This is a genomic window from Kitasatospora sp. NPDC059088, assembly GCF_042738155.1.
Classification (GTDB): domain Bacteria; phylum Actinomycetota; class Actinomycetes; order Streptomycetales; family Streptomycetaceae; genus Kitasatospora.
The window spans coordinates 1-21,107 of the sequence record NZ_JBHYGR010000048.1; the positions used below are offsets into that span (position 1 = coordinate 1).

Below are 21,107 nucleotides of genomic sequence, written 5' to 3' on the forward strand. Positions count from 1 at the left end.
GGGGCGGTGGGGGGGGGGGCGGGCCGGCTCCCCCCCCCCGGGCGCCCCCGCCCCCCCCCCCCCCCCCCCCCCCCCCGCCGTTGTCGGCTTCTCACCGGTCGGACCGGTCGGACCGGACTACTACCCGGCCGCTGCGCCACCGCCTTGCAGGCCGCCGCCACCACCGGCACCGCCGCCACCGGCGCCGCCGGTGCTGCTCGGGGTCGGCTTGCCGCCGGTGCCGCCGTTGCCGGCACCACCGTTGCCGGCACCACCGTTGCCACCGGCCGGCGGCGTCGACGGGCAACCGAGGATCAGGTTGCAGGGGGTGTCCGTCGGCTTCGGCTTGTGGGTCTGGGTCGGCGGCGCGGTCGGCGGGCAGTCGACGGTCGGCACGCAGCCGCTGCCCTGGGTAGGCTGCGGGGGCTGCGGCTGGTTGGGCTGCTGGGTCGGCTGCTGGGTCTCCACCGTGGTCGGCGGGGTGGTGGTCGGGGTCTGGGAGGGCGTCATGGTGGCCGTGGACGGCGCGCCGGAGGAGTCCACCTCGGTGCCGACCGGCTGCGGGGTCGGGAAGTCCACCTTCTTCTCGTTGGCCAGGGCGGCCTTCATGTACCGGGTGAAGATGTCGGTGGGGATGTCACCACCGTGGATGGACTCCTTGCCGCCGGTGCCGTTGAGGGACTCCCGGTCGTGCTTGTTCGGGTCCTCGCGCCACATCGCGACGCTGGTCACCAGCTGCGGGGTGTAGCCGACCCACCAGGCCGACTTGTTCTGGTCGGTGGTACCGGTCTTGCCGGCCACCGGGCGGCCCAGGGTGTTGGTCTTGGTACCGGTACCGTTCTTGGCCACGTTCACCAGCACGTCGGTGACGTTGTCCGCGACGGCCGGCTCCAGCGCGACCTTGGCGTCCTTCTTGCCGAAGCCCGGGCGCTCCTTGCCGTCCACCTCGACCTTGGTGACCGAGTAGGGCTCGGCCTCCTTGCCGCTGGCGGCCAGGGTGCCGTAGCCGGTGGCCATCCGGATCGGGCTGATGGTCGAGGTGCCGAGCGGGAAGGTCGCGGTCTTCGGGTCGGCCAGGCTCTCCCGCTTGATGCCCATCTGCACGGCCATGTCGGCCACGGCGGGGCCGCCGACGTCCTGGTTGAGCTGGACGAAGGGCACGTTGTACGAGAACTGCATGGCCTGCCGCAGCGAGACGTAGCCGCGCTTGCCGGCGTCCTCGTTCTTCTGCCGGTAGGGCTTGCCGTCGTCGCCGATCACCAGCGAGCCGTCGGGCTTGCGGATCTCGGACATGTCGTCGGCCAGGTAGCGGCTGTCCGCGTTGATCCGCTTCGGCTTGCCGTCGGTGTCCTTCGCGGTCTGCACACCGGTCTGCATCGCGGTGGCCAGGACGAAGGGCTTGAAGGTCGAGCCGACCTGGACACCGCCGGCGTTGGCGTTGTTGTCGAAGTGGCCGTTCTCCACGCCGTCGCCGCCGTAGATGGCGACCATCGCGCCGTCCCCGGGCTTGATGCTGGCGGCGCCGAACTGGACGAAGGTGTCGTTGTTGGGCCGCTTCTGCGGGTCGAGGTTCTCGCCCTTGACGTCGTCGACGGCCTTCTTGAGGGCGTCGACCTTGTCCTTCTCGAAGGTGGTGTAGATCTTCAGGCCACCCTTGTCGAGCATCTGCTGGGTGATCGACTTGTCGGTGGTCGTCACGTACTGGTTGGCGGTGTCGACCAGGTAGCTGATCTCACCGTTCATGTTGGAGCTGGCCTTCAACGCGATCGGCTCGGGGAAGGTGGTGCATTTCGCCCGCTCCTCCGGAGTGGCGTTGTGGGTGGTCACCATCCGGTCCAGGATCCACTTCCAGCGCTCCACCGCGCGGTCGTGGTTGGCCGGCTTGGAGGGGTCGTAGTAGTTGGCACCCTTCAACAGCCCGGCCAGCATGGCACTCTGGCAGAGGTTCAGGTCCTTGGCGTTGACCCCGTAGTACGCCTGCGCCGCGGCCTGGGCGCCGTTGGCGTTGCGGCCGAACCAGCTGGTGTTGAGGTACCCCTTGAGGATGTCCTCCTTGCTGGTCTGCTGGTTGAGCTTGAGCGTGATGAAGAACTCCCTCAGCTTGCGGCTGATGGTCTGTTCCTGGCTCAGGTAGGCGTTCTTGACGTACTGCTGGGTGATCGTCGAGGCGCCCTGGGTCTCGCCGCCCTTCGCCATGTTGTAGACGGCGCGCAGCATGCCCTTGGGGTCGATGCCGCTGTCGGTGCGGAAGGTCTCGTTCTCCGCCGAGATGACGGCGTTCTGCAGGGTGGGGTTGATGTCGTTGAGCTCGACGATCTGACGGTTGGTCTCGCCCTTGCGGGTCATCTCCGAACCGTCGGCCCAGTAGTAGATGGTGTTCTGGTCCTTCACCAGGTCCTTGAGCTGGGGCACCGTCGTGGTCTGGTACAGGTAGAACACGACGCCCACGCAGGCGGCGAAGCACACCAGGAAGACGCTGGAGACCAGCTTCCAGGACGGCAGCCAGCGCCGGAAGCCGGTCTTGCCGAACCGCGGGTAGTCGATGAAGCGCTTCTTGCCGGGGCCGGCCGCAGCGGCGGCGGAGGCGGCGGCGGCACCGCGCCGGCCACCGCCCTTCCCCTTCTTCTGGGAGGCCTTGCGCATCTCGGCGCGGCCCATCCGGGGTTGCTGGGCAGTCTCCCGGACACCGGGCGGACGTCGACGGCCGACGCCTTCCGAGCCCAGTTCGTCGGGGCCGGGGCCGCCCCGACGGCCGCCGCCTCCCGGCGGCTGCTGCCCGTCACCGCCCGAATTGGGCGTCCTTCGCCGTCGCTCGCTCATGTTTCCAGCCGCTCCTCGCCAGGCCCGGTCGGCCTGAAGGCAGGGTTCCTGTCCGATGCCCGGACCGCCCTAACCCCGGAGGTTGGTCCTCGTGCACACGCGACAGCGTACGCAGCGGGAAAACCTTCCTAATCGGGCATCAGGTGCCAATGCCCGCAAAACGGCAGCAGATCATTACACGGCCGTTGCCAACCCCACCCGCGCGTCGGCTTGTGATCACATTCACGCGTGCCCCCCTTGCTCGTTCCGGGGGTCGGGTTTACTGTTCTCGATATATCGAGCCGATACATCGAAGCGGTATACCGCCGAGGGAACGGCCGGAGCGAGGGTCGAGAGGGAGGAGGACGACGGCAGTGGGCAGGCGCTCAGGAGTGCTGGAGTTCGCCGTTCTCGGGCTGCTCCACGACGCCCCGATGCACGGCTACGAACTGCGCAAACGGCTCAACATCCTGCTCGGGGCACTGCGGGCGCTCTCCTACGGAACGCTCTACCCGTGCTTGAAGAGCCTGGTCGCCCAGGGCTTCCTGGTCGAGGACAACCCGGACGTCGAGTACGTCCCGGCCACCGCGCTCAACGGCAAGCGGTCGAAGATCGTCTACCGGCTCTCCCCCGAGGGCAAGCAGCGCTTCGAGGAGCTGCTCGCCGACTCCGGCCCGGAGGCCTGGGAGGACGAGCGCTTCGGCGTCCACTTCGCCTTCTTCGGTCAGACCGACCGGGCCGTCCGGATGCGCGTCCTGGAGGGCCGCCGCAGCCGGCTGGAGGAGCGCCTGGAGCGGATGCGCAACTCGCTGGCCCGCGCCCGCGAACGGTTCGACGACTACACCGTCGAACTCCAGCGGCACGGCCTGGAGTCGGTGGAGCGCGAGGTCCGGTGGCTCAACGAGCTGATCGAGACCGAGCGGGCCAACCGCACCGGCCGGACCGGGCCCGCCACCGGCACCCCCACCGGGACCGCCGGAACCACCGCCGTACCCCACACGACTTCGGACGGCCGTGGCCAGGAGACCGGGTCCTCCGACCCGTCCGGGCCACCGTACGACCGCCCGGGGCGCTCCGCCCAGGAGCGCTGACGCCGCGTCAGCCCTGTGCCGCGCGGCAGGAGTGGGCGCCTCGCGCCCGTACAAGCAGTCATTCGAAGAAGCAGGACGAGTGCCGTCTGTTCCGACGGCCCTCATGAGATCAGAGGGAGCAACCGGAATGGGTTCGGTTCGCGTAGCCATCGTGGGCGTGGGCAACTGCGCCGCGTCGCTGGTGCAGGGTGTCGAGTACTACAAGGACGCCGACCCGGCCGGCAGGGTCCCCGGGCTGATGCACGTCCAGTTCGGTGACTACCACGTCCGTGACGTGGAGTTCGTCGCCGCCTTCGACGTCGACGCCAAGAAGGTCGGCTTCGACCTGGCCGACGCCATCGGCAGCAGCGAGAACAACACCATCAAGATCTGCGACGTCCCGCCGACCGGCGTGACCGTCCAGCGCGGCCACACCCTCGACGGTCTGGGCAAGTACTACCTGGAGACCATCGAGGAGTCGGACGAGGCCCCGGTCGACGTCGTCCAGATCCTCAAGGACCAGCAGGTCGACGTCCTGGTCTGCTACCTGCCCGTCGGCTCCGAGAAGGCCGCCAAGTTCTACGCCCAGTGCGCCATCGACGCCAAGGTCGCCTTCGTGAACGCCCTGCCGGTGTTCATCGCGGGCACCAAGGAGTGGGCGGACAAGTTCACCGAGGCCGGCGTGCCGATCGTCGGTGACGACATCAAGTCCCAGGTCGGCGCGACCATCACGCACCGCGTGATGGCCAAGCTGTTCGAGGACCGCGGTGTCATCCTCGAGCGCACCATGCAGCTGAACGTCGGCGGCAACATGGACTTCAAGAACATGCTCGAGCGCGAGCGCCTGGAGTCCAAGAAGATCTCCAAGACCCAGGCCGTCACCTCGCAGATCCGCGACCGCGAGCTGGGCGCCAAGAACGTCCACATCGGTCCCTCGGACTACGTGGCCTGGCTGGACGACCGCAAGTGGGCCTACGTCCGCCTGGAGGGTCGCGCGTTCGGCGACGTCCCGCTGAACCTGGAGTACAAGCTCGAGGTCTGGGACTCCCCGAACTCGGCCGGTGTCATCATCGACGCCGTCCGCGCCGCGAAGATCGCCAAGGACCGCGGCATCGGCGGCCCGATCCTGTCGGCGTCCTCGTACTTCATGAAGTCCCCGCCGGTCCAGTACTTCGACGACGAGGCCAAGGAGAACGTCGAGAAGTTCATCCGCGGCGAGGTCGAGCGCTGAGCTCGGCCCGGTTCGCGACCGTAGGACACCGGGCGCCGAGCTGACCGCTCGTAACGCGCCAGAAGGGCTCACGATCATCCGGTCGTGAGCCCTTCACGTGCGCGCAGCGAATGTTTCACGTGAAACGGTGCCCGGTTCCGTGGCACCCTGGGCGGGTGGCGATCACCGAGAACGGCAGCACCCACCAGTCCGCGCACCGCGCCACGCTCCTCGGTCTGCTCCGCGGCCGGGACTTCCGCCGGCTGCTCACCGCCCGGGTGCTCTCCCAGCTCTCGGACGGCGTCTTCCAGGTCTCGCTCGCCGCCTACGTGGTCTTCTCCCCCGAGAAGCAGTCCTCCCCCGCCGACATCGCCTCGGTGCTGGCCGTGATGCTGCTGCCGTTCTCGGTGATCGGCCCGTTCGCCGGGGTGCTGCTGGACCGCTGGCGCCGGCGCCAGGTGCTCTACTTCGGCAACCTGGCCCGCTTCGGGCTGGGCCTGGGCACCGGCGCGCTGCTCCTGGCCGAGGCACCGACCTGGCTGTTCTTCGCCTCGGCCCTGCTGGTCACCGCGCTCAACCGGTTCATCCTGGCCGGACTCTCGGCCGCGCTGCCCCGGGTGGTCGAGCAGGACCGGCTGGTCACCGCCAACGCCCTCTCCCCCACCCTCGGGACCGTCGCCGCCGCCCTGGGCGGGGGCGTCGGCTTCCTGCTGCACCAGCTGATGGCCCCCGGGCCGAAGGCGGACGCCGCACTGGTCACCGTCGCCTCGCTGCTCTACCTCTCGGCCGCGCTGGCCGCCCGCCGGATGGACCGCGACCTGCTCGGCCCGGACCAGCACGGCGAGCGCCCCGCGCTCGGCCAGGCACTCGTGGGGGCCGCCGTCGGGCTCGGCTCCGCCGTCCGCCACCTGGTGCGGGACTGCCGCCCGGCCGTGCACGCGCTGGCCGCCGTCACGGCGGCCCGGTTCTGCTACGGCGTGCTGATCGTGGTCGTGGTGATGCTCGCCCGCTACACCTTCAACGCCCCGACCGACAGCGCGGCCGGGCTGGCCACCCTCGGCCAGGCGGTCGGGCTGTCGGCCGCAGGGTTCTTCGTCGCCGCGGTGGTCAGCCCCTGGTGCACCCGCCGGCTCGGCCTGGCCGGCTGGATGACGGTCTGCCTGCTCGCCCCGGTGGTCTTCGTCCCCGCGCTGGGCCTGTTCTTCGCCCCGGTGCCCACCCTGGCCGCCGCGCTGCTGCTCGGGGTGGTCACCCAGGGCACCAAGATCTGCGCCGACACCGTGGTGCAGGAGTCGGTCGAGGACGAGTTCCGCGGCCGGGTGTTCGCCGTCTACGACGTGCTGTTCAACGTCGCCTTCGTGGCCGCCGCCCTGGTGACGGCCCTGGTGCTGCCGCTGTCCGGCCGCTCGGTCACGGTGGTGGCCGGGGTGGCCGTGGTGTACGGGCTGACCGCGGTGTTCTACCTGCGGGCCGCCCGGCGGTCCGGCCCCCTGCCCGGCGAGGCCCACTGACACCGCGCGGTACCGGAATCGCAACCGGTTCGTCCCGGACTCCGGTTGCGGCCACCGGACCGATTGCGTCCGACCCGGTCGCTAAGGTACGTAAACCTGTCGGAAGGACAGCACTCTGTCTCGGGGGACGAACTGATGAGCACACCGACCGGACCGTACGGGCCGCCGCCACCCGCGGCACCGGGCTTCGGTCCGCCCCCACCCGGCTACGCCCAGGCGCCGTACGGCGGGCCACCCGCCCAGCAGCCGTACGCCCCGGGCCCGTACGGCGGCCCGCCGCCGAGCCCCCAACCCCCGTACGGCCAACCCCCGTACGGCCAGCCGCCGTACCCCCAGCCGCCCCACGGGCAGGCGCCGTACGGGCCGCAGCCGCCCGCCGGGCCGTACGGCTACCCGCAGCCCGGTGCGGCCGCCGCGGCGCCGCCCGCCAAGCGCGGTGCCCGCGCCAAGCTGCGGATCGCCGGGGCGGTCGGCGGCTGCGTGGTGCTCGCGGGCGCGTACTTCTTCAGCAGCCCGAACGTCAGCAGCGCCAAGCCCGGGGACTGCGTCCGGGTGAGCGGCTCCCGTGACGTCGGGATCGTCAAGTGCACTGATTCCCAGGCGAATTACAAGGTGCTGTCGAAGTTCACCGGCACCACCGACGTGACCCGCTGCCGGCAGACCCCGCAGACCACCAGCGCCGTCTCGGGCAAGAGCGGCCGCCGCTGGAACAAGACGCGGTACGTGCTCTGCCTCGGCCCCCTGACCCCCACCACCGGCTACCCGCCGGTGAAGAAGTCCTGACCCTTCCACCACGTCCTTGTTCCGGGGGGATCCCTTGTCCGCTCCGCCTCCGCCCCAGATGCCCTACGGCCCGCCACCCGGTGACGGCAACCCGTACGCCGGCGGCCCGTACGGCGCCCCGCCACCGCCGCCCCCGCCGGGGTACGGCTACCCGAGCGCCCCGCCCCCGCCGGAGCAGCCGTACGGCGCCCAGCCGCCCGGCTACGGCTACGGCTACCCGCCGCCGGCCCCGATGGACGGGGAGCACTGCCGCTTCTGCGGCGGCTTCCCGGCCGTGCGCGCCACCGTCCGCGGCCACCAGGGCCTGCTGATCGCGTTCCGGATGCTGCGGATGCACGGCCCGTTCTGCCGCACCTGCGGCACGGCCACCGTGCGCGACATGTCCGCCAGGACGCTGGTCCAGGGCTGGTGGAGCTGGATCTCGCCGATCCTGACCGTGATCACGCTGCTGATGAACCTCGGCGCCCACAACCGGATCAAGCGGCTGCCGCCGCCCATGCCGGGCACCCACGGCCCGCAGCTGGACCCGGGCGCCCCGCTGGGCAGCCGTCCGCACGTCGCCATGCTGCTGGTGCCGGTCTCCCTGCTGGTCACCGGGGTCCTGCTGGCCACCGGCGTGATCGGGCCGAAGCAGGACTCCGGCCCCGTCGCGGGGCCGACGACGACCAGCACGGTCACCTTCTCGCCGTCGCCGCGTCCCACCTTCAGCTACACCCCGCCGCCGCCGCTCCCGGTGCCCAGCTTCTCCCTGCCGAGCATCACCCTGCCGCCGCCCGCGACCCCGGCGGCCAAGGACGACGTCGACAGCGCGGGCATCGGCGACTGCCTGCGCAACGAGAACTCCAGCAACGCGACCGCGGACGACCACCCGAAGATCACCGTGCTGCCCTGCACCGACCCCAAGGCCCAGTACAAGGTGGTCTACAAGTACTTCGCCACCTCGGACGAGAAGGCCTGCGAGAAGCAGCCGAAGTCGGACAGCACCTACACCCGCACCTACACCAAGCTCCCCGCGCTGAACTACGTGCTCTGCCTCAAGCACATCAACGGCTGACCGGACGCGAACGCGGCGGTCACCGTCCCCTCCGGGACGGTGACCGCCGCGCGGTGCGTCCGGGGCGTCGCCCGGGTCAGCCCTGCTGCTGCTCGGCCCACCAGGCCCGCAGCGCCGCGACCGCCTCGTCGGGCTCCATCGGGCCGTGCTCCAGCCGCAGTTCGAGCATGTGCTTGTACGCCTTGCCGACCAGCGGGCCGGGCCGCAGCCCGAGCAGCTCCATGATCTGGTTGCCGTCCAGGGCGGGGCGGACGGCGTCCAGCTCCTCCCGGGCCTGCAGTTCGGAGATCCGCTCCTCCAGGCCGTCGTAGGTGCGCGAGAGCGCGGCCGCCTTCTTCTTGTTGCGGGTGGTGCAGTCGGAGCGGGTCAGCTTGTGCAGGCGCTCCAGCAGCGGCCCGGCGTCGGTGACGTAGCGGCGCACCGCGGAGTCGGTCCACTCGCCGCCGCCGTAGCCGTGGAAGCGCAGGTGCAGCTCGACCAGGCGCGAGACGTCCTCGGTCAGCTCCTTGGAGTACTTGAGCTCCCGCATCCGCTTGCGGGTCATCTTGGCGCCGACCACCTCGTGGTGGTGGAAGGAGACCCGGCCGTCCGACTCGAAGCGGCGGGTGCGCGGCTTGCCGATGTCGTGCAGCAGCGCGGCCAGCCGCAGGCTGAGGTCCGGGCCGTCCTGCTCCAGGTCGATGGCCTGCTCCAGGACGGTCAGCGAGTGCTCGTAGACGTCCTTGTGCCGGTGGTGCTCGTCGCTCTCCAGCTGCAGCGCGGGCAGCTCCGGCAGCACGTGCCCGGCCAGGCCGGTGTCGACCAGCAGCCGCAGGCCCTTCACCGGGTGCGCGGCGAGCAGCAGCTTGTTCAGCTCGGCCTGCACCCGCTCCGCCGAGACGATGGTGATCCGCTCGGCCATCGCGGTCATCGCGGCGACCACCTCGGGCGCCGGGTCGAAGTCCAGCTGGGCCGCGAAGCGGGCGGCCCGCATCATCCGCAGCGGATCGTCGGAGAAGGACTCCTCGGGGGTGGCGGGGGTGCGCAGCACCCGGGCCTCCAGGTCCTCCAGGCCGTGGTGCGGGTCGACGAAGCCGCGGCCGGGCAGGTCGACGGCCATCGCGTTGACCGTGAAGTCGCGGCGGACCAGGTCCTGCTCGATGGTGTCGCCGTAGGTCACCTCGGGCTTGCGCGAGGTGCGGTCGTACGCCTCGGAACGGTAGGTGGTGATCTCGATCAGGAAGGACCCCTCGGGGGTGTCCTTGCGGGCGCCGACGGTGCCGAAGGCGATCCCGACGTCCCAGACCGCGTCCGCCCAGCCCTTGACCAGCTTGAGCACCTGCTGCGGCCGGGCGTCGGTGGTGAAGTCCAGGTCGTTGCCGAGCCGGCCGAGCAGCGCGTCCCGCACCGATCCGCCGACCAGGGCCAGCCGGTGCCCGGCCGCGTGGAAGCGGCGGGCGATCTCGTCGGCGACCGGCGACACCCGCAGCAGCTCTTGCAGCCCCATCGTCTGGGCCTCGCTCAGGCCTGGGACGACCTGGACGGCGGTGCTGGAACGGTCGGTGCGCGCGGTGGGCTCATTGGCAGTGGACACGGCTCACAAGGGTACGTGCCCCGGAAGGTCAACCGCCCGCGCGTTTTGGGCGTCTCACCCCAGAGCCCGCAACACTGCACGCCAGGCTGGATCGTTACCATGCCGGTGGACGGAGCGCGGACACCGGAACCGGGGATGCGGTGTCGCGTGCCGCCGTGCCGACGGATCCCTCCGCGGCAGCAGGGTGGCGTACGTCGTCGAGCGAAGAACGTCGAGCGAGGAACGTCGAGCGGGGAACGTCGGGCGACCGCGCCGGACGGACAGCATCAGCAGCGAGCGAGCGAACAGAACGGCGAGGGCGAAACGAGTGAGTGAGCCGGCACGGCACTCGGGCCTGGGGGCACACCGACGACCTGGGCGGGCCGCGGGCCCGACCGAACCCCGCACCAGGGAACGGCGCACCGGCGGCCGCGCGCGCCGCTTCGCCGCCGCCTGCGGTGCGCTCCTGGCACTGGTCGCGGCCGCCCCCGCCGCGGCCCTGCCGACCGGCGGCAACGTCCGCCCGACCGTCGACTCGACGGCCACCGCGGAGTACCCGGTGGTGCTGACCATCGAGACGGTCACCCCGCAGCTGGCCGTCCAGAACGGCACCGTGTCCATCACCGGTCACGTCACCAACTCCGGCAAGTCCGCCCTCAAGGGCGCCCACGCCGCGGTCCGGAAGCCGGTCTCCAGCAAGCCCCTGCAGCGGCGCAGCGAGCTCCAGGGCGTGGCCGCGCGGACCGGCCCGCGGGGCGACGACGGGACGGAGCTGGACAGCCCGCAGTACGCCCTGCCGGAGCTCAACCCGGGCCAGAGCCTGCCGTACACCCTGAGCGTCGCGGTGAGCGACCTCGGCTTCTCCGAGAGCGGCGTCTACGAGCTCGCGGTGGACGCCTGGGGCTCGACCGCCGACAACCCGCGCGACCGGGCCCTGGGCATCGCCCGGACCTTCCTGCCCTACTCCCAGGGCAGCAGCGAGGCCCAGCCGACCAAGGTCGCCACGCTCTGGCCGCTGGTGCACGCACCGGTGCTGGCCGCGCAGACCTACGCCGAGGGCGACCAGAACCTCTCCGTGCTGCGCGACGACAGCCTGGCCGCCGACTTCGCGCCGGGCGGCCGGCTGTACGAGCTGGTCGACACCGGCGCCAAGCTGAACGGGCTGACCTGGGTGGTCGACCCGGACCTGCTGGACGCCGCGTTCGCGATGACCAGGCCGTACCGGGTGCAGAAGCCGGGCACCGAGGGCTCGGGCAAGTCCGCCAAGGACGAGAACACCGTCGGCCGACCCGCCTCGGCCGCCGCCGACGCCTGGCTGAACAAGCTGCGGGCGGCCGTCGCCAAGTCGGGCAGCCAGGTCGTCTCGCTGCCGTACGCCGACCCGGACCTCGCCTCGATCGCGCACAACGGCGCCGACCTCAGCGGCATGGGCACCGCCCTGAGCAAGGCCGCCACCGCCGGCCGGCTGACCGTCGAGGGCCGGCTCGCGGTGGACACCCGCTCCGACGTGGCCTGGCCGTACCAGGGCTACCTCGACCAGCAGATCGCCGGCATCGCCCGGCAGGCGGGCAGCAACCTGGTCCTGGTCAACGGCGCGAGCATGCCCGACCCGGACTCGGTCAACTACACCCCGACCGCGGTGCGCCCGATCGGCAACGGGCAGAACGCGGTGGTCGCCGACGACACGGTCTCCGGGCCCTTCCAGAAGGACCTGAGCACCCCGAAGGACCAGACCGACGCGACCCAGCGCTTCCTCGCCGAGACCTACGCGATCACCCACGAGCAGCCGCAGAACCAGCGCGGCCTGCTGGTGATGCCGCCGCGCGAGCTGACCGTCAACACCGCCAAGGCACTGGCGACCGCCCTGCAGACGGCCGGGGACAAGTGGCTGGCCCCGGTGAAGCTGGACGTGCTGGCCCAGGCCGCGCCGGACCCGAAGGCCAACACCGGCGTCCCCTCGCCGGCCGACTACCCGACCCAGGCCCGCGCCTCCGAGCTGCCGGCCTCCGCCCTGAGCGGCACCGACGAGATCCAGCAGAAGCTGGACACCCTGATGCGGGTGCTCACCCTGCCGCAGCGGGTGCGCGGCCCGTTCAGCGCCGCGATGGTCCGCTCGCTGTCCACCGAGTGGCGCGCCCAGGCGCCGGCCGGCGACGCCTACCGCACCGGCGTCACCAACTACCTGAACGAGCTCACCACCGCCGTCCAGGTCCCGAAGAAGAACGTCGTCACCCTGGCCGGGAACACCGGCCAGCTCCAGGTCAGCGTGCGCAACGACCTCACCCAGACGGTCACCAACCTGCAGCTGCGGCTCACCTCGATCCAGCCGAACAGGCTGCGGGTCGGCCTGCCGGAGCAGCTCGTCCTCCCCGCCTCGCAGAGCGTCACCCTGCGCTTCAACGCCGAGGCCCGCAGCAACGGCCCGGTCACCATGGTCGCCCAGCTGTGGACCACCGGTCCCGACTCCCGGCCCTACGGCCAGGCCCAGACCTTCACCGTCGAGGTCACCTCGGTGACCAACGGGGTGCTGTACGTCTTCGCCGGCGCCGCCGTGCTGCTGGTGCTCGCCGCGCTGCGCTTCATGCGCCAGCGCAAGCGGCGCGGCGGGCAGCCGCACGAGGACGGCGACCAGCCGGTCGGGGACGACCCGGCGGACGGCGACCCGGCGGGCACCGCCGAAGCTGAGCCCGCCGAGCCGACCGACCCGGACGGCGCCGCGGACGGGGGGCCCGCACAGACACCGCGCGCCAGCAGCCCGGATGGCCGGGATCGGACCGCCAGTGATGAGAAGGTTGGTCCTTGACACCGCCGACCCCCCGCAACCCCGGGCCGGTCTCCCCCCACAACAGCGAAGAGGTGACATGACCGGGCGCAGCGAGGAGCGGCCGCCGGGCCGCGGTGAGAGCCGGCCGGGCGCCGAGTCGCCGTCCGGCGACTGGTACGTGGCCGACACCTACGCCCAGGACCCGTACGCCGCGCAGGCGTACGGGACGGCGCAGGACGGTCAGGACCCGTACGGCCTCCAGGCCGGACGGCCCGCCGCGGCGCCGCCGCCGGTCACCGCGTACGACGTGCCGCCGCAACTGCCGCCGCAGGGCGGCGGCTACCCGACGCCGGTGCCGACGACACCGTTCTCGCCCCCCGTCCCCCCCGTGCAGCCCGGCTGGGACACCCCGATGCAGGCCGACTGGCCGCAGCAGGCCGCCCCGGCGGCACCGGTCTCCACCCCGGCCCCCGGAGCGTGGAGCCAGCCGCAGCCGCAGTGGGAGCCGGGCCCGGCGCACTCCGCCTGGGACACCGAGACCACCGAGTACGTCGGGGTGGACGCGCTCTTCGGCAGCGGCCGGGCCGAGGCCGCGGCCCAGCCGCCGGTCCCCCAGCCCGCCCCGGCCCCGCAGGCCGCCCCCGTGCCCCCGGCCTCGGCGGTGCCGCCGGGCGCGCCCGCGCCGTACCCGCCGATGGGCGGCTACCCGGGGCAGCCGGGGCAGCCGCAGCACGGCGGCCACGACGGGCAGCGGCCGTTCGTGCCGCCGATCGAGTTCGACCCGCCGCTCTCCGAGGAGGAGGCCACCATGCAGGTGGCCGCCGTGGCGGTGCCCCCGGCGGTCGAGCCGCTGGCGGACCTCGCCGAGGAGCAGGCCGCCCGGCCCGCGGCCGAGCCCGCCCCGGCCTCCGACGGCGGTGGCGGCAAGGTCGCCGGCCTGCTGAGCTCCAGCGCGATCATGGCGGCCGGCACCCTGGTCTCCCGCGGCACCGGCTTCCTGCGGACGATGGTGATCGCCGGCGCGATCGGCATCGCGGTCATGGGTGACTCGTACAACGCGGCGAACACCCTGCCGACCCTGCTGTACATCCTGATCGGCGGCGGCGCGCTGAACGCGGTCTTCGTGCCGCAGCTGGTGCGCAGCATGAAGAACGACGAGGACGGCGGGACGGCCTACGCCAACCGGCTGCTCACCCTGGTGATGGTCGGACTCGGCGGCGTGGTCTTCCTGGCCGTGCTCGGGGCGCCCCTGCTGGTCCAGCTGATCGCCCATCCGATGATGACCAACCCGGCCCGTGCCGAGACCACGGTCGCCCTGGCCCGCTACTGCCTGCCGACCATCTTCTTCATGGGCGTCCACGTGGTGATGGGCCAGATCCTCAACGCCCGGGGCCGGTTCGGCGCGATGATGTGGACCCCGGTCCTCAACAACATCGTGGTGATCTTCACCTTCGGCGCCTACATCTGGGTCTACGGCGGCTTCAACGGCACCCAGATCACCCCGGAGAACATCACCCCGGAGGGCGTCCGACTGCTCGGCCTGGGCACCCTGCTCGGCCTGGTGGTCCAGTCGCTGGCGATGATCCCGTACCTGCGGGCGGCCGACTTCCGCTTCCGGCCGCGGTTCGACTGGCGCGGCCACGGCCTGGGCAAGGCCGCCCGGCTGGCCAAGTGGACCTTCTTCTTCGTGCTCGCCAACCAGGCCGGCTACCTGGTCATCACCCAGCTGGCGACCGCCGCCGGCAGCGCCGCCGAACAGGGCGGGCACGGCGGTGTCGGCCTCTCGGCCTTCTCCAACGCCCTGCTGATCTGGCAGCTCCCGCAGGCCGTCATCACCGTCTCGATCATGAGCGCGGTGCTCCCCCGGCTCTCCCGCGCGGCCGCCGACGAGGACGCCGGCGCCGTCCGGGACGACCTGTCGTACGGGCTGCGCACCACGGCGGTGGCGGTCGTCCCGGCGGCCTTCCTGTTCCTGGCACTCGGCCCGGCGATCGGCCGCTCGATCTACGCGGTCGGCGGCGGCGGGACGGCCCTGGACAACGCGACCAACGTCGGTCTGATGCTCTCGGCCTTCGCCCTCGGGCTGATCCCGTACTCCGCCCAGTACGTGATGCTGCGCGGCTTCTACGCCTACGAGGACACCCGGACGCCGTTCTCCAACACCGTCTGGGTGGCGGTCTGCCAGGCCGGCTTCTCGCTGGTCTGCTGGGTCGCGCTGCCCGCGCAGTGGACGGTGACCGGCATGGCCCTCGGCTACGGCCTCGCCTACGCCGTCGGAGTGATGGTCGCGGTGCCCAAGCTCAAGAAGAAGATCGGCGGGCTGGACACCAAGCGGATCGGCAAGACCTACAGCCGGCTGGCCACCGCCTGCGTCCCGGCCGCGGTGGTCGGCCTCGGCGTCAGCCTGGCGGTCCAGCAGGTGCTCGGCGGCTGGCCGGGCAGCGTGCTGTCGGTCCTGCTGGGCGGCGGCCTCCAGCTGCTGGTGTTCGTGTTCATCGCGAAGCGCCTGCGGATCGAGGAGATGAACGCCATGCTGGGCATGGTCCGCGGCCGACTGGGCCGCTGAGTCCGAGCACAACCGGCCGGACGAGCGGGCGCCCTGACCGGGCGTCGACCAGGGCTGACACCGCCCCCGCCCGTCCGGCCGCAGCACGGGCCGCTCTCCATGACCGGACACGCCCGGGCCGCCACGTGGCGGCCCGGTGTCGGATCTGCACCACATCTCTCCACCGGTATGCAACCGAGCGGACCCTTCAGCGGTCGTACCCGGTGGTGAAGAGTGGGCACAATTGTCCTGGAGCACAGGGCGGCCAATCCGCGGGCTCCAGCGACTCTCTCAGGCCGGGGCGACACAAGGGGAGGCAGGACCACGGTGGCTGATGGCACCAAGGCGGTCGTCGACACGTCAACAGCTGACGCGGCGGCGGACGAGGCCGCGCTGGCTGCGGCGATCGACGAGCTCGGGAGCGGGAACTCCGCCCCGGCGGGCTCCGCCGACGCCTCCTCCACGGACGCCCCCGGGAACTCCTCCGCGGACTCCGTGGAGACCCCTGACACGGCCGGCGCCGAGAGCAAGGACGACGGCGAGGACGACAGCAAGGACGGCGACGAGGACGGTCCGGCCCCTGAGGCGCCGGCGGCCGCGGTGAGCGAGGAGACCTCGGAGATCACCGCCCCGCTCTCCGTCCACGAGATCGCCGCCGAACTGGCGGCCGGCCCCCCGCGGAAGAAGCCCGCTCCCGCACCGCAGCCCGCCTCCGACAAGCGCCGTCCGACCGACCCCCAACCCACCCTCGACCCGCGCGACACCGCCACCCTCCCGCGGACCCTGCCCGCGCCGATGCGGCACAGCGGCGACAAGATCGGCCACCGGTACCTGCTGGAAGAGTGCATCTCCCAGACCGAGACCTTCAGCAGCTGGCGCGCCGTCGACGAGAAGCTGCGCCGGGCCGTCGGCGTCCACCTGATGGCCTCCGGCCACCAGCGCGCCCGCAAGGTGCTGGCCGCCGCCAAGTCCGCGGCCCTGCTCGGCGACCCGCGCTTCGTCCAGGTGCTGGACGCCGTGCAGGAGAACGAGCTGGTCTACATCGTGCGGGAGTGGCTGCCGCACGCCTCCGACCTCGCCAAGCTGCTCGCCGACGGCCCGATGGAGCCGCACGAGGCGTACCAGATGGTCCGCCAGGTCGCCGACGCCGTCGCCGCCGCGCACCGCCGCGGCAAGGCGCACCTGCGGCTCACCCCGCGCTGCGTGCTGCGCACCGACAGCGGCCAGTACCGGATCAACGGCATCGCGGTGGACGCCGCCCTGCGCGGGCTGCCCGCCGAGGACTCCACCGGGGCCGCCGCCGAGGACGCCCAGCGCACCGACACCCGGGCGATCGGCGCCCTGCTCTTCGCCGCGCTCACCCACCGCTGGCCGTACCCCGAGGACCGCTACGACCTCAAGGGACTGCCCAAGGACCTGCAGAACGCCGCGCCGGACCAGGTCCGCGCGGGCGTCCACAAGGGTCTGTCCGAGCTCGCGGCGCGCGCCCTGTTCGACCACCCGCCGCACCACGCCGAGCCGATCACCACCCCGGAGGAGCTGGTCCGGGCGATCGCCAAGCTGCCCCGGATCCGGCAGCCCGAGCCCGAGCTGCCGGCCTTCCCGACACCGCCCCGGCACCACGGCCACGCCCTCCCGACCGCGCCCATCCCCACCCGGGTGGCCGACACGACGGTCGCCCCGCTGCCGGCCTCCTCCCGGCCCACCGCCGCCCGGCGCACCAGGCGCCGGCTGCGCCGGGTGGTCAAGGCCACCGCCTGGACGGTCGCCCTGGGCGCGATCGGCGTCGCCTCCTGGCAGTTCGTCGGCAGCCTGCGCAACAGCAACCAGGCCGTCGCCACCCCGCAGACCTCGATCAGCAGCACCGCCGCGAGCGCCCGCCCGACGGCCCACACGCCGGTGCCGATCCAGATCAAGGGCGCGGAGTCGTACAACCCGCTGGGCGACGGTCCCGAAGGCACCGACAGCGTCAAGAACGCCATCGACGGCGACCCGAACACCGCTTGGACCACCGGCTGGTACGTCGACCAGCTCGGCCCCAAGCCGCCCGCCCTCAAGGTGGGCACCGGACTGCTGATCGACCTCGGCTCACCGCAGTCGGTCTCCTCGGTGACCGTCCAGTTCAAGGACGGCGAGCAGACCGCGGAGGTGCGCGTGCCCAACGCGTCCGCCGCCGCCAACCCGACCGCGGCCAGGCCGGAGAGCTTCTCGGTCGTCGCGGCCAGGAAGGCCGGCCTCAACGTCGACTACGCCCTCGAATCGCCGGTCACCACGCGTTACCTCTTGATCTGGCTGACCTCTCTGAACAAGGATTCCGACGGCAGGTACCGCGGCCACGTCGCCGAGGTAAAGGTCTCGGGCTGACCGCACGGTCCGGACCCGGAACGACCCGCGGCGACAAGGGGTGACAGTGGCGGACGACGACGCGACGCTGCTCGCCCGGCACGTCGCCGGCGACCAGGAGGCCTTCGGCCTGCTGGTGAACCGCCACCGGGACCGCCTCTGGGCGGTCGCCCTGCGCACCCTGGGCGACCGCGAGGAGGCCGCGGACGCCCTCCAGGACGCCCTGGTCTCCGCCTTCCGGGCCGCCGCCGGCTTCCAGGGCCGCTCGGCGGTCACCACCTGGCTGCACCGGATCGTGGTCAACGCCTGTCTGGACCGCGCCCGGCGCAGCGCCACCCGGCGCACCACCCCGCTGGACGAGGACCCGCAGCGGCTGGACCGCCTGGTCGGCTCCGCCGAGCCGGCCGACTCCCCGGTGGTCCGGGCCGAGGTGCAGCGCGAGCTGACCGCCGCGCTCGCCGAGCTGCCCCCCGAGCAGCGGGCCGCGCTGGTCCTGGTCGACATGCAGGGCTACCCGGTCGCCGAGGCCGCCGAGCTGCTGGGCGTCCCGGTCGGCACCGTGAAGAGCCGTTGCGCCCGCGGCCGGGCCCGGCTGCTCCCACTGGTCCGGCACCTGCGCGAGAGCGACGGCGGGGACGGCGGGAACGGCGACACCAACGGCGACAGCAACGGCGGCGGACGGAACGTTTCACGTGAAACACCGGCCGGCCGGCCCCCGGGACGCACCGCCCCCGACCCGTCCGGCACCGCCCCGCCCCCGCCGGACCGGACCAGGGGGAACCCGACGGGCCCCCGCACCGTCACAGGGACAGGCACGAGCACCGGCCGCACGATGCTGGAAGGAGACGCGAGCACCCGATGAACGCCCCCCTCTCCTCCCCCGGACCCGCCGACGCCCACCCCTCGGTCGACGAGCTGGCCGACCTCGCCGAGGGCCTGGTCGAGCCCGCCGGGGCCGCCGAGGCCCTGCAGCGGCACCTGGACGGCTGCGCCGAGTGCCGCGGGACCGTCGAGGCGCTGGCCGAGGTGCAGGCGCTGCTCGGCACCGTCGAGCCCGAACCGATGCCCGCCGACGTCGCCGCCCGGCTGGACGCCGCCCTCGCCGAGGCGGCCCGCGCCGACCGCCCCTCCCCGGCCCGGCCCACCGCAGGCCCCGAGCGGGCCCCCGCCACCGCCCGCCGGACGGAGTTCCCCACCGTGCCCGTACGGGCCGCCGCGGCGCCCTCCGCGCCCCCCTCGCGCCCGGCCTCGGCCCCCGGCCCCGGCCGCCCCCGCCCGCGCCGCCGCCGGTTCGCCGTGCTGCTCGGGGCGGCCGCCGCGCTGGCCGCCGTCGGGCTGGGCGGGGCCCTGCTGCTGCACCAGGACGACTCCGCCACCCGCACCTCCGCCGTCTCCGCGGCCTCGGCGGGCACCGCGGGTTCCCCCGGCGAGCAGAGCGCCCGCACCCCGCACCTGGCGGGCCCCGGCACCGTCTACCGGGAGGACCAGCTCGCCGCCCAGGTGCAGCAGCTGCTGGACCGTTCCGGCTCCCAGCCCGGGCTGCGCGCCACCGGGCCCGCCAAGTCCGGCGCCGCGCCCGCCGACGGCTCGGGGCCGGAGCTCTCCGGCCCCGCCTCACCCGCCGCACCGGTCTCCCCCGCGGCCTGCCGCGCCCCCGCCCCGGGCACCCCGCTGGCCACCGACCGGGGCAGCTACCAGGGCTCCCCGGTGGACGTCCTGGTCTACCCCGCCGCCGGTCGGCCCGGTTTCGTGGACGTCTTCCTGCGCTCCCCCGACTGCGGCCCGGTCGTCCTGCAACGGACCGTCCCCGGCCACTGAACGGCCCTTCCCAGCCACCGGACGGCCGTTCCCATGCGATCGACGACCAGGGCGGCACGCCGCTTCCGGAGTTCGGGCGCCTGGTACTGATCCGCCTGGGAATGCGAGAGACTGGTCAGTCGTTGTCCCGGGCGGCGGAGCAGGACCGCCCTCCCCGCAGCAAACGCGGGTCGCGATGCGAACCAGGAGAAGCAGTGAGCGACGTCCGTAACGTGATCATCATCGGTTCCGGCCCGGCAGGCTACACGGCCGCGCTCTACACGGCCCGCGCCTCCCTCAAGCCGCTGGTCTTCGAGGGAGCCGTCACCGCCGGTGGTGCGCTCATGAACACCACCGAGGTCGAGAACTTCCCGGGCTTCCGGGACGGCATCATGGGCCCCGAGCTGATGGACAACATGCGGGCTCAGGCGGAGCGCTTCGGCGCCGAGCTGATCCCGGACGACATCGTCGCGGTGGACCTCACCGGTGAGATCAAGACCGTCACCGACTCCGAGGGCAACGTCCACCGGGCCCGCGCCGTGATCGTCACCACCGGCTCCCAGCACCGCAAGCTCGGCCTGCCCAACGAGGACAAGCTCTCCGGCCGCGGCGTCTCCTGGTGCGCGACCTGCGACGGCTTCTTCTTCCGCGACCAGGACATCGCGGTGGTCGGCGGCGGCGACACGGCCCTGGAGGAGGCGACCTTCCTCTCCCGCTTCGCCAAGAGCGTCACGATCATCCACCGCCGTGACAGCCTGCGCGCCTCCAAGGCGATGCAGGAGCGCGCCTTCGCCGACCCGAAGATCCGCTTCGAGTGGAACAGCGCGGTCGAGGCCATCCACGGCGACCCGAAGCTGACCGGCGTCACCCTGCGCGACACCGTCACCGGCGAGCTGCGCGAGCTGCCCGTCACCGGCCTGTTCATCGCGATCGGCCACGACCCGCGCACCGACCTCTTCAAGGGCCAGCTGGACCTCGACGGCGAGGGCTACCTCAAGGTCGACGCCCCCTCGACCCGGACCAACGTCGAGGGCGTGTTCGGCGCCGGCGACGTCGTGGACCACACCTACCGCCAGGCCATCACCGCCTCCGGCACCGGCTGCTCCGCCGCGCTGGACGCCGAGCGCTACCTGGCCGCGCTGGACGACGCGGAGAACAAGACCGCCGTCGCGGTCTGACCTCCCCGCCACCGACCGAACCCCGCGGGGGTGTTCCACGTGAAACACCCCCGCCCCGGCCAGGCAGAAACAGAACGGGCCCGCCCGTTGTTCACCTGGCAGCAGCCCCCTCCGTCCTAACCCGAGGAGTCCCCGTGGCCGGCGCCACCACCACCGTCACCGACGCGACCTTCAAGTCCGACGTCCTGGAGAGCGACAAGCCCGTACTGGTCGACTTCTGGGCCACCTGGTGCGGCCCGTGCCGCCAGGTCGCCCCGGTCCTGGAGGACATCGCGGCCGAGAACGGCGACAAGCTGACCATCGCCAAGCTCGACGTGGACGCCAACCAGGTGACCGCCGCCGAGTACAACGTGATCTCGATCCCGACCCTGATCCTCTTCAAGGACGGCCAGCCGGTGAAGCAGATCACCGGTGCCCGTCCGAAGGCCGCGCTGCTGCGCGAGCTGGACGGCCTGTTCTAGGCCTCCCGGTCACTCTCCCGGTCCACCGACCGGACGGCGGCGGGGCTCCCCCTCGGAGGGG

At 72.6% G+C, this 21,107-nt stretch carries 14 protein-coding genes; 12 read left to right on the forward strand and 2 right to left on the reverse strand.

Translation table 11 applies throughout. The features are described from left to right. Positions 1 to 120: 120 nt before the first annotated feature. Positions 121 to 2,637 (reverse strand): transglycosylase domain-containing protein, encoded by a 2,517-nt coding sequence (locus tag ACFWXO_RS22165; RefSeq protein ID WP_380525497.1) that lies wholly within the window; start codon positions 2,635 to 2,637, stop codon positions 121 to 123. Between the two features lie 515 nt (positions 2,638 to 3,152). Between ACFWXO_RS22165 and ACFWXO_RS22170 the strand changes: the two genes are divergently transcribed. From ACFWXO_RS22170 to ACFWXO_RS22190, 5 genes are all read left to right on the forward strand, one after another. Then, positions 3,153 to 3,869, forward strand: a complete 717-nt coding sequence (locus tag ACFWXO_RS22170) for a PadR family transcriptional regulator (protein WP_375882891.1) — start codon at positions 3,153 to 3,155, stop codon at positions 3,867 to 3,869. A gap of 127 nt (positions 3,870 to 3,996) precedes the next feature. Then, positions 3,997 to 5,079: an inositol-3-phosphate synthase gene (locus ACFWXO_RS22175; protein WP_375882892.1), complete on the forward strand. Its 1,083-nt coding sequence runs from the start codon at positions 3,997 to 3,999 to the stop codon at positions 5,077 to 5,079. Between the two features lie 155 nt (positions 5,080 to 5,234). Next, positions 5,235 to 6,569 carry an MFS transporter gene (locus tag ACFWXO_RS22180; RefSeq protein ID WP_380525498.1) on the forward strand — a complete coding sequence of 445 codons (1,335 nt, stop codon included), beginning with the start codon at positions 5,235 to 5,237 and terminating at the stop codon, positions 6,567 to 6,569. A 135-nt stretch (positions 6,570 to 6,704) separates the two neighbouring features. Next, entirely contained in the window at positions 6,705 to 7,352 is a 648-nt protein-coding gene (locus ACFWXO_RS22185) for a hypothetical protein (RefSeq protein WP_380525499.1), read from the forward strand. A gap of 34 nt (positions 7,353 to 7,386) precedes the next feature. Continuing rightward, the gene (locus ACFWXO_RS22190) at positions 7,387 to 8,406 is read left to right on the forward strand and encodes a hypothetical protein (RefSeq protein ID WP_380525500.1); all 1,020 of its coding nucleotides are present in this window, start codon (positions 7,387 to 7,389) and stop codon (positions 8,404 to 8,406) included. A 76-nt stretch (positions 8,407 to 8,482) separates the two neighbouring features. Here the strand turns inward: ACFWXO_RS22190 and ACFWXO_RS22195 are convergent, their stop codons facing one another. After that, positions 8,483 to 9,892 carry a CCA tRNA nucleotidyltransferase gene (locus tag ACFWXO_RS22195; protein ID WP_375882935.1) on the reverse strand — a complete coding sequence of 470 codons (1,410 nt, stop codon included), beginning with the start codon at positions 9,890 to 9,892 and terminating at the stop codon, positions 8,483 to 8,485. Positions 9,893 to 10,286: 394 nt separating this feature from the next. On the opposite strand from ACFWXO_RS22195, the gene ACFWXO_RS22200 reads away from it, so the two are divergent. The 7 genes from ACFWXO_RS22200 (at position 10,287) to trxA (ending at position 21,046) form a co-directional block, all read left to right on the forward strand. After that, the gene (locus ACFWXO_RS22200) at positions 10,287 to 12,761 is read left to right on the forward strand and encodes a DUF6049 family protein (protein WP_380525501.1); all 2,475 of its coding nucleotides are present in this window, start codon (positions 10,287 to 10,289) and stop codon (positions 12,759 to 12,761) included. Positions 12,762 to 12,819: 58 nt separating this feature from the next. Next, positions 12,820 to 15,288, forward strand: a complete 2,469-nt coding sequence (gene murJ / locus ACFWXO_RS22205) for a murein biosynthesis integral membrane protein MurJ (protein ID WP_380525502.1) — start codon at positions 12,820 to 12,822, stop codon at positions 15,286 to 15,288. A gap of 306 nt (positions 15,289 to 15,594) precedes the next feature. Then, positions 15,595 to 17,631, forward strand: a complete 2,037-nt coding sequence (locus ACFWXO_RS22210) for a protein kinase family protein (protein WP_380525503.1) — start codon at positions 15,595 to 15,597, stop codon at positions 17,629 to 17,631. Between the two features lie 46 nt (positions 17,632 to 17,677). Beyond that, the gene (gene sigM / locus ACFWXO_RS22215; RefSeq protein WP_380525504.1) at positions 17,678 to 18,472 is read left to right on the forward strand and encodes an RNA polymerase sigma factor SigM; all 795 of its coding nucleotides are present in this window, start codon (positions 17,678 to 17,680) and stop codon (positions 18,470 to 18,472) included. Continuing rightward, on the forward strand, positions 18,469 to 19,428 hold the full coding sequence (locus tag ACFWXO_RS22220) for a hypothetical protein (protein WP_380525505.1): 960 nt from the start codon (positions 18,469 to 18,471) through the stop codon (positions 19,426 to 19,428). Before sigM ends, ACFWXO_RS22220 begins: the two co-directional genes overlap by 4 nt. A gap of 194 nt (positions 19,429 to 19,622) precedes the next feature. Continuing rightward, positions 19,623 to 20,585 carry a thioredoxin-disulfide reductase gene (trxB, locus tag ACFWXO_RS22225; protein WP_380525506.1) on the forward strand — a complete coding sequence of 321 codons (963 nt, stop codon included), beginning with the start codon at positions 19,623 to 19,625 and terminating at the stop codon, positions 20,583 to 20,585. Positions 20,586 to 20,719: 134 nt separating this feature from the next. Next, positions 20,720 to 21,046: a thioredoxin gene (gene trxA, locus ACFWXO_RS22230; RefSeq protein ID WP_375882914.1), complete on the forward strand. Its 327-nt coding sequence runs from the start codon at positions 20,720 to 20,722 to the stop codon at positions 21,044 to 21,046. Positions 21,047 to 21,107 lie beyond the last annotated feature (61 nt).

Coding starts and splice junctions, on each gene's coding strand:
- ACFWXO_RS22185 (WP_380525499.1), top strand. CDS start 6,705: ATGAGCACACCGACCGGACCGTACGGGCCGCCGCCACCCGCGGCACCG.
- ACFWXO_RS22220 (WP_380525505.1), top strand. CDS start 18,469: ATGAACGCCCCCCTCTCCTCCCCCGGACCCGCCGACGCCCACCCCTCG.
- ACFWXO_RS22165 (WP_380525497.1), bottom strand. CDS start 2,637: ATGGGCCGCGCCGAGATGCGCAAGGCCTCCCAGAAGAAGGGGAAGGGC.
- ACFWXO_RS22195 (WP_375882935.1), bottom strand. CDS start 9,892: ATGGGGCTGCAAGAGCTGCTGCGGGTGTCGCCGGTCGCCGACGAGATC.
- ACFWXO_RS22175 (WP_375882892.1), top strand. CDS start 3,997: ATGGGTTCGGTTCGCGTAGCCATCGTGGGCGTGGGCAACTGCGCCGCG.
- murJ (WP_380525502.1), top strand. CDS start 12,820: ATGACCGGGCGCAGCGAGGAGCGGCCGCCGGGCCGCGGTGAGAGCCGG.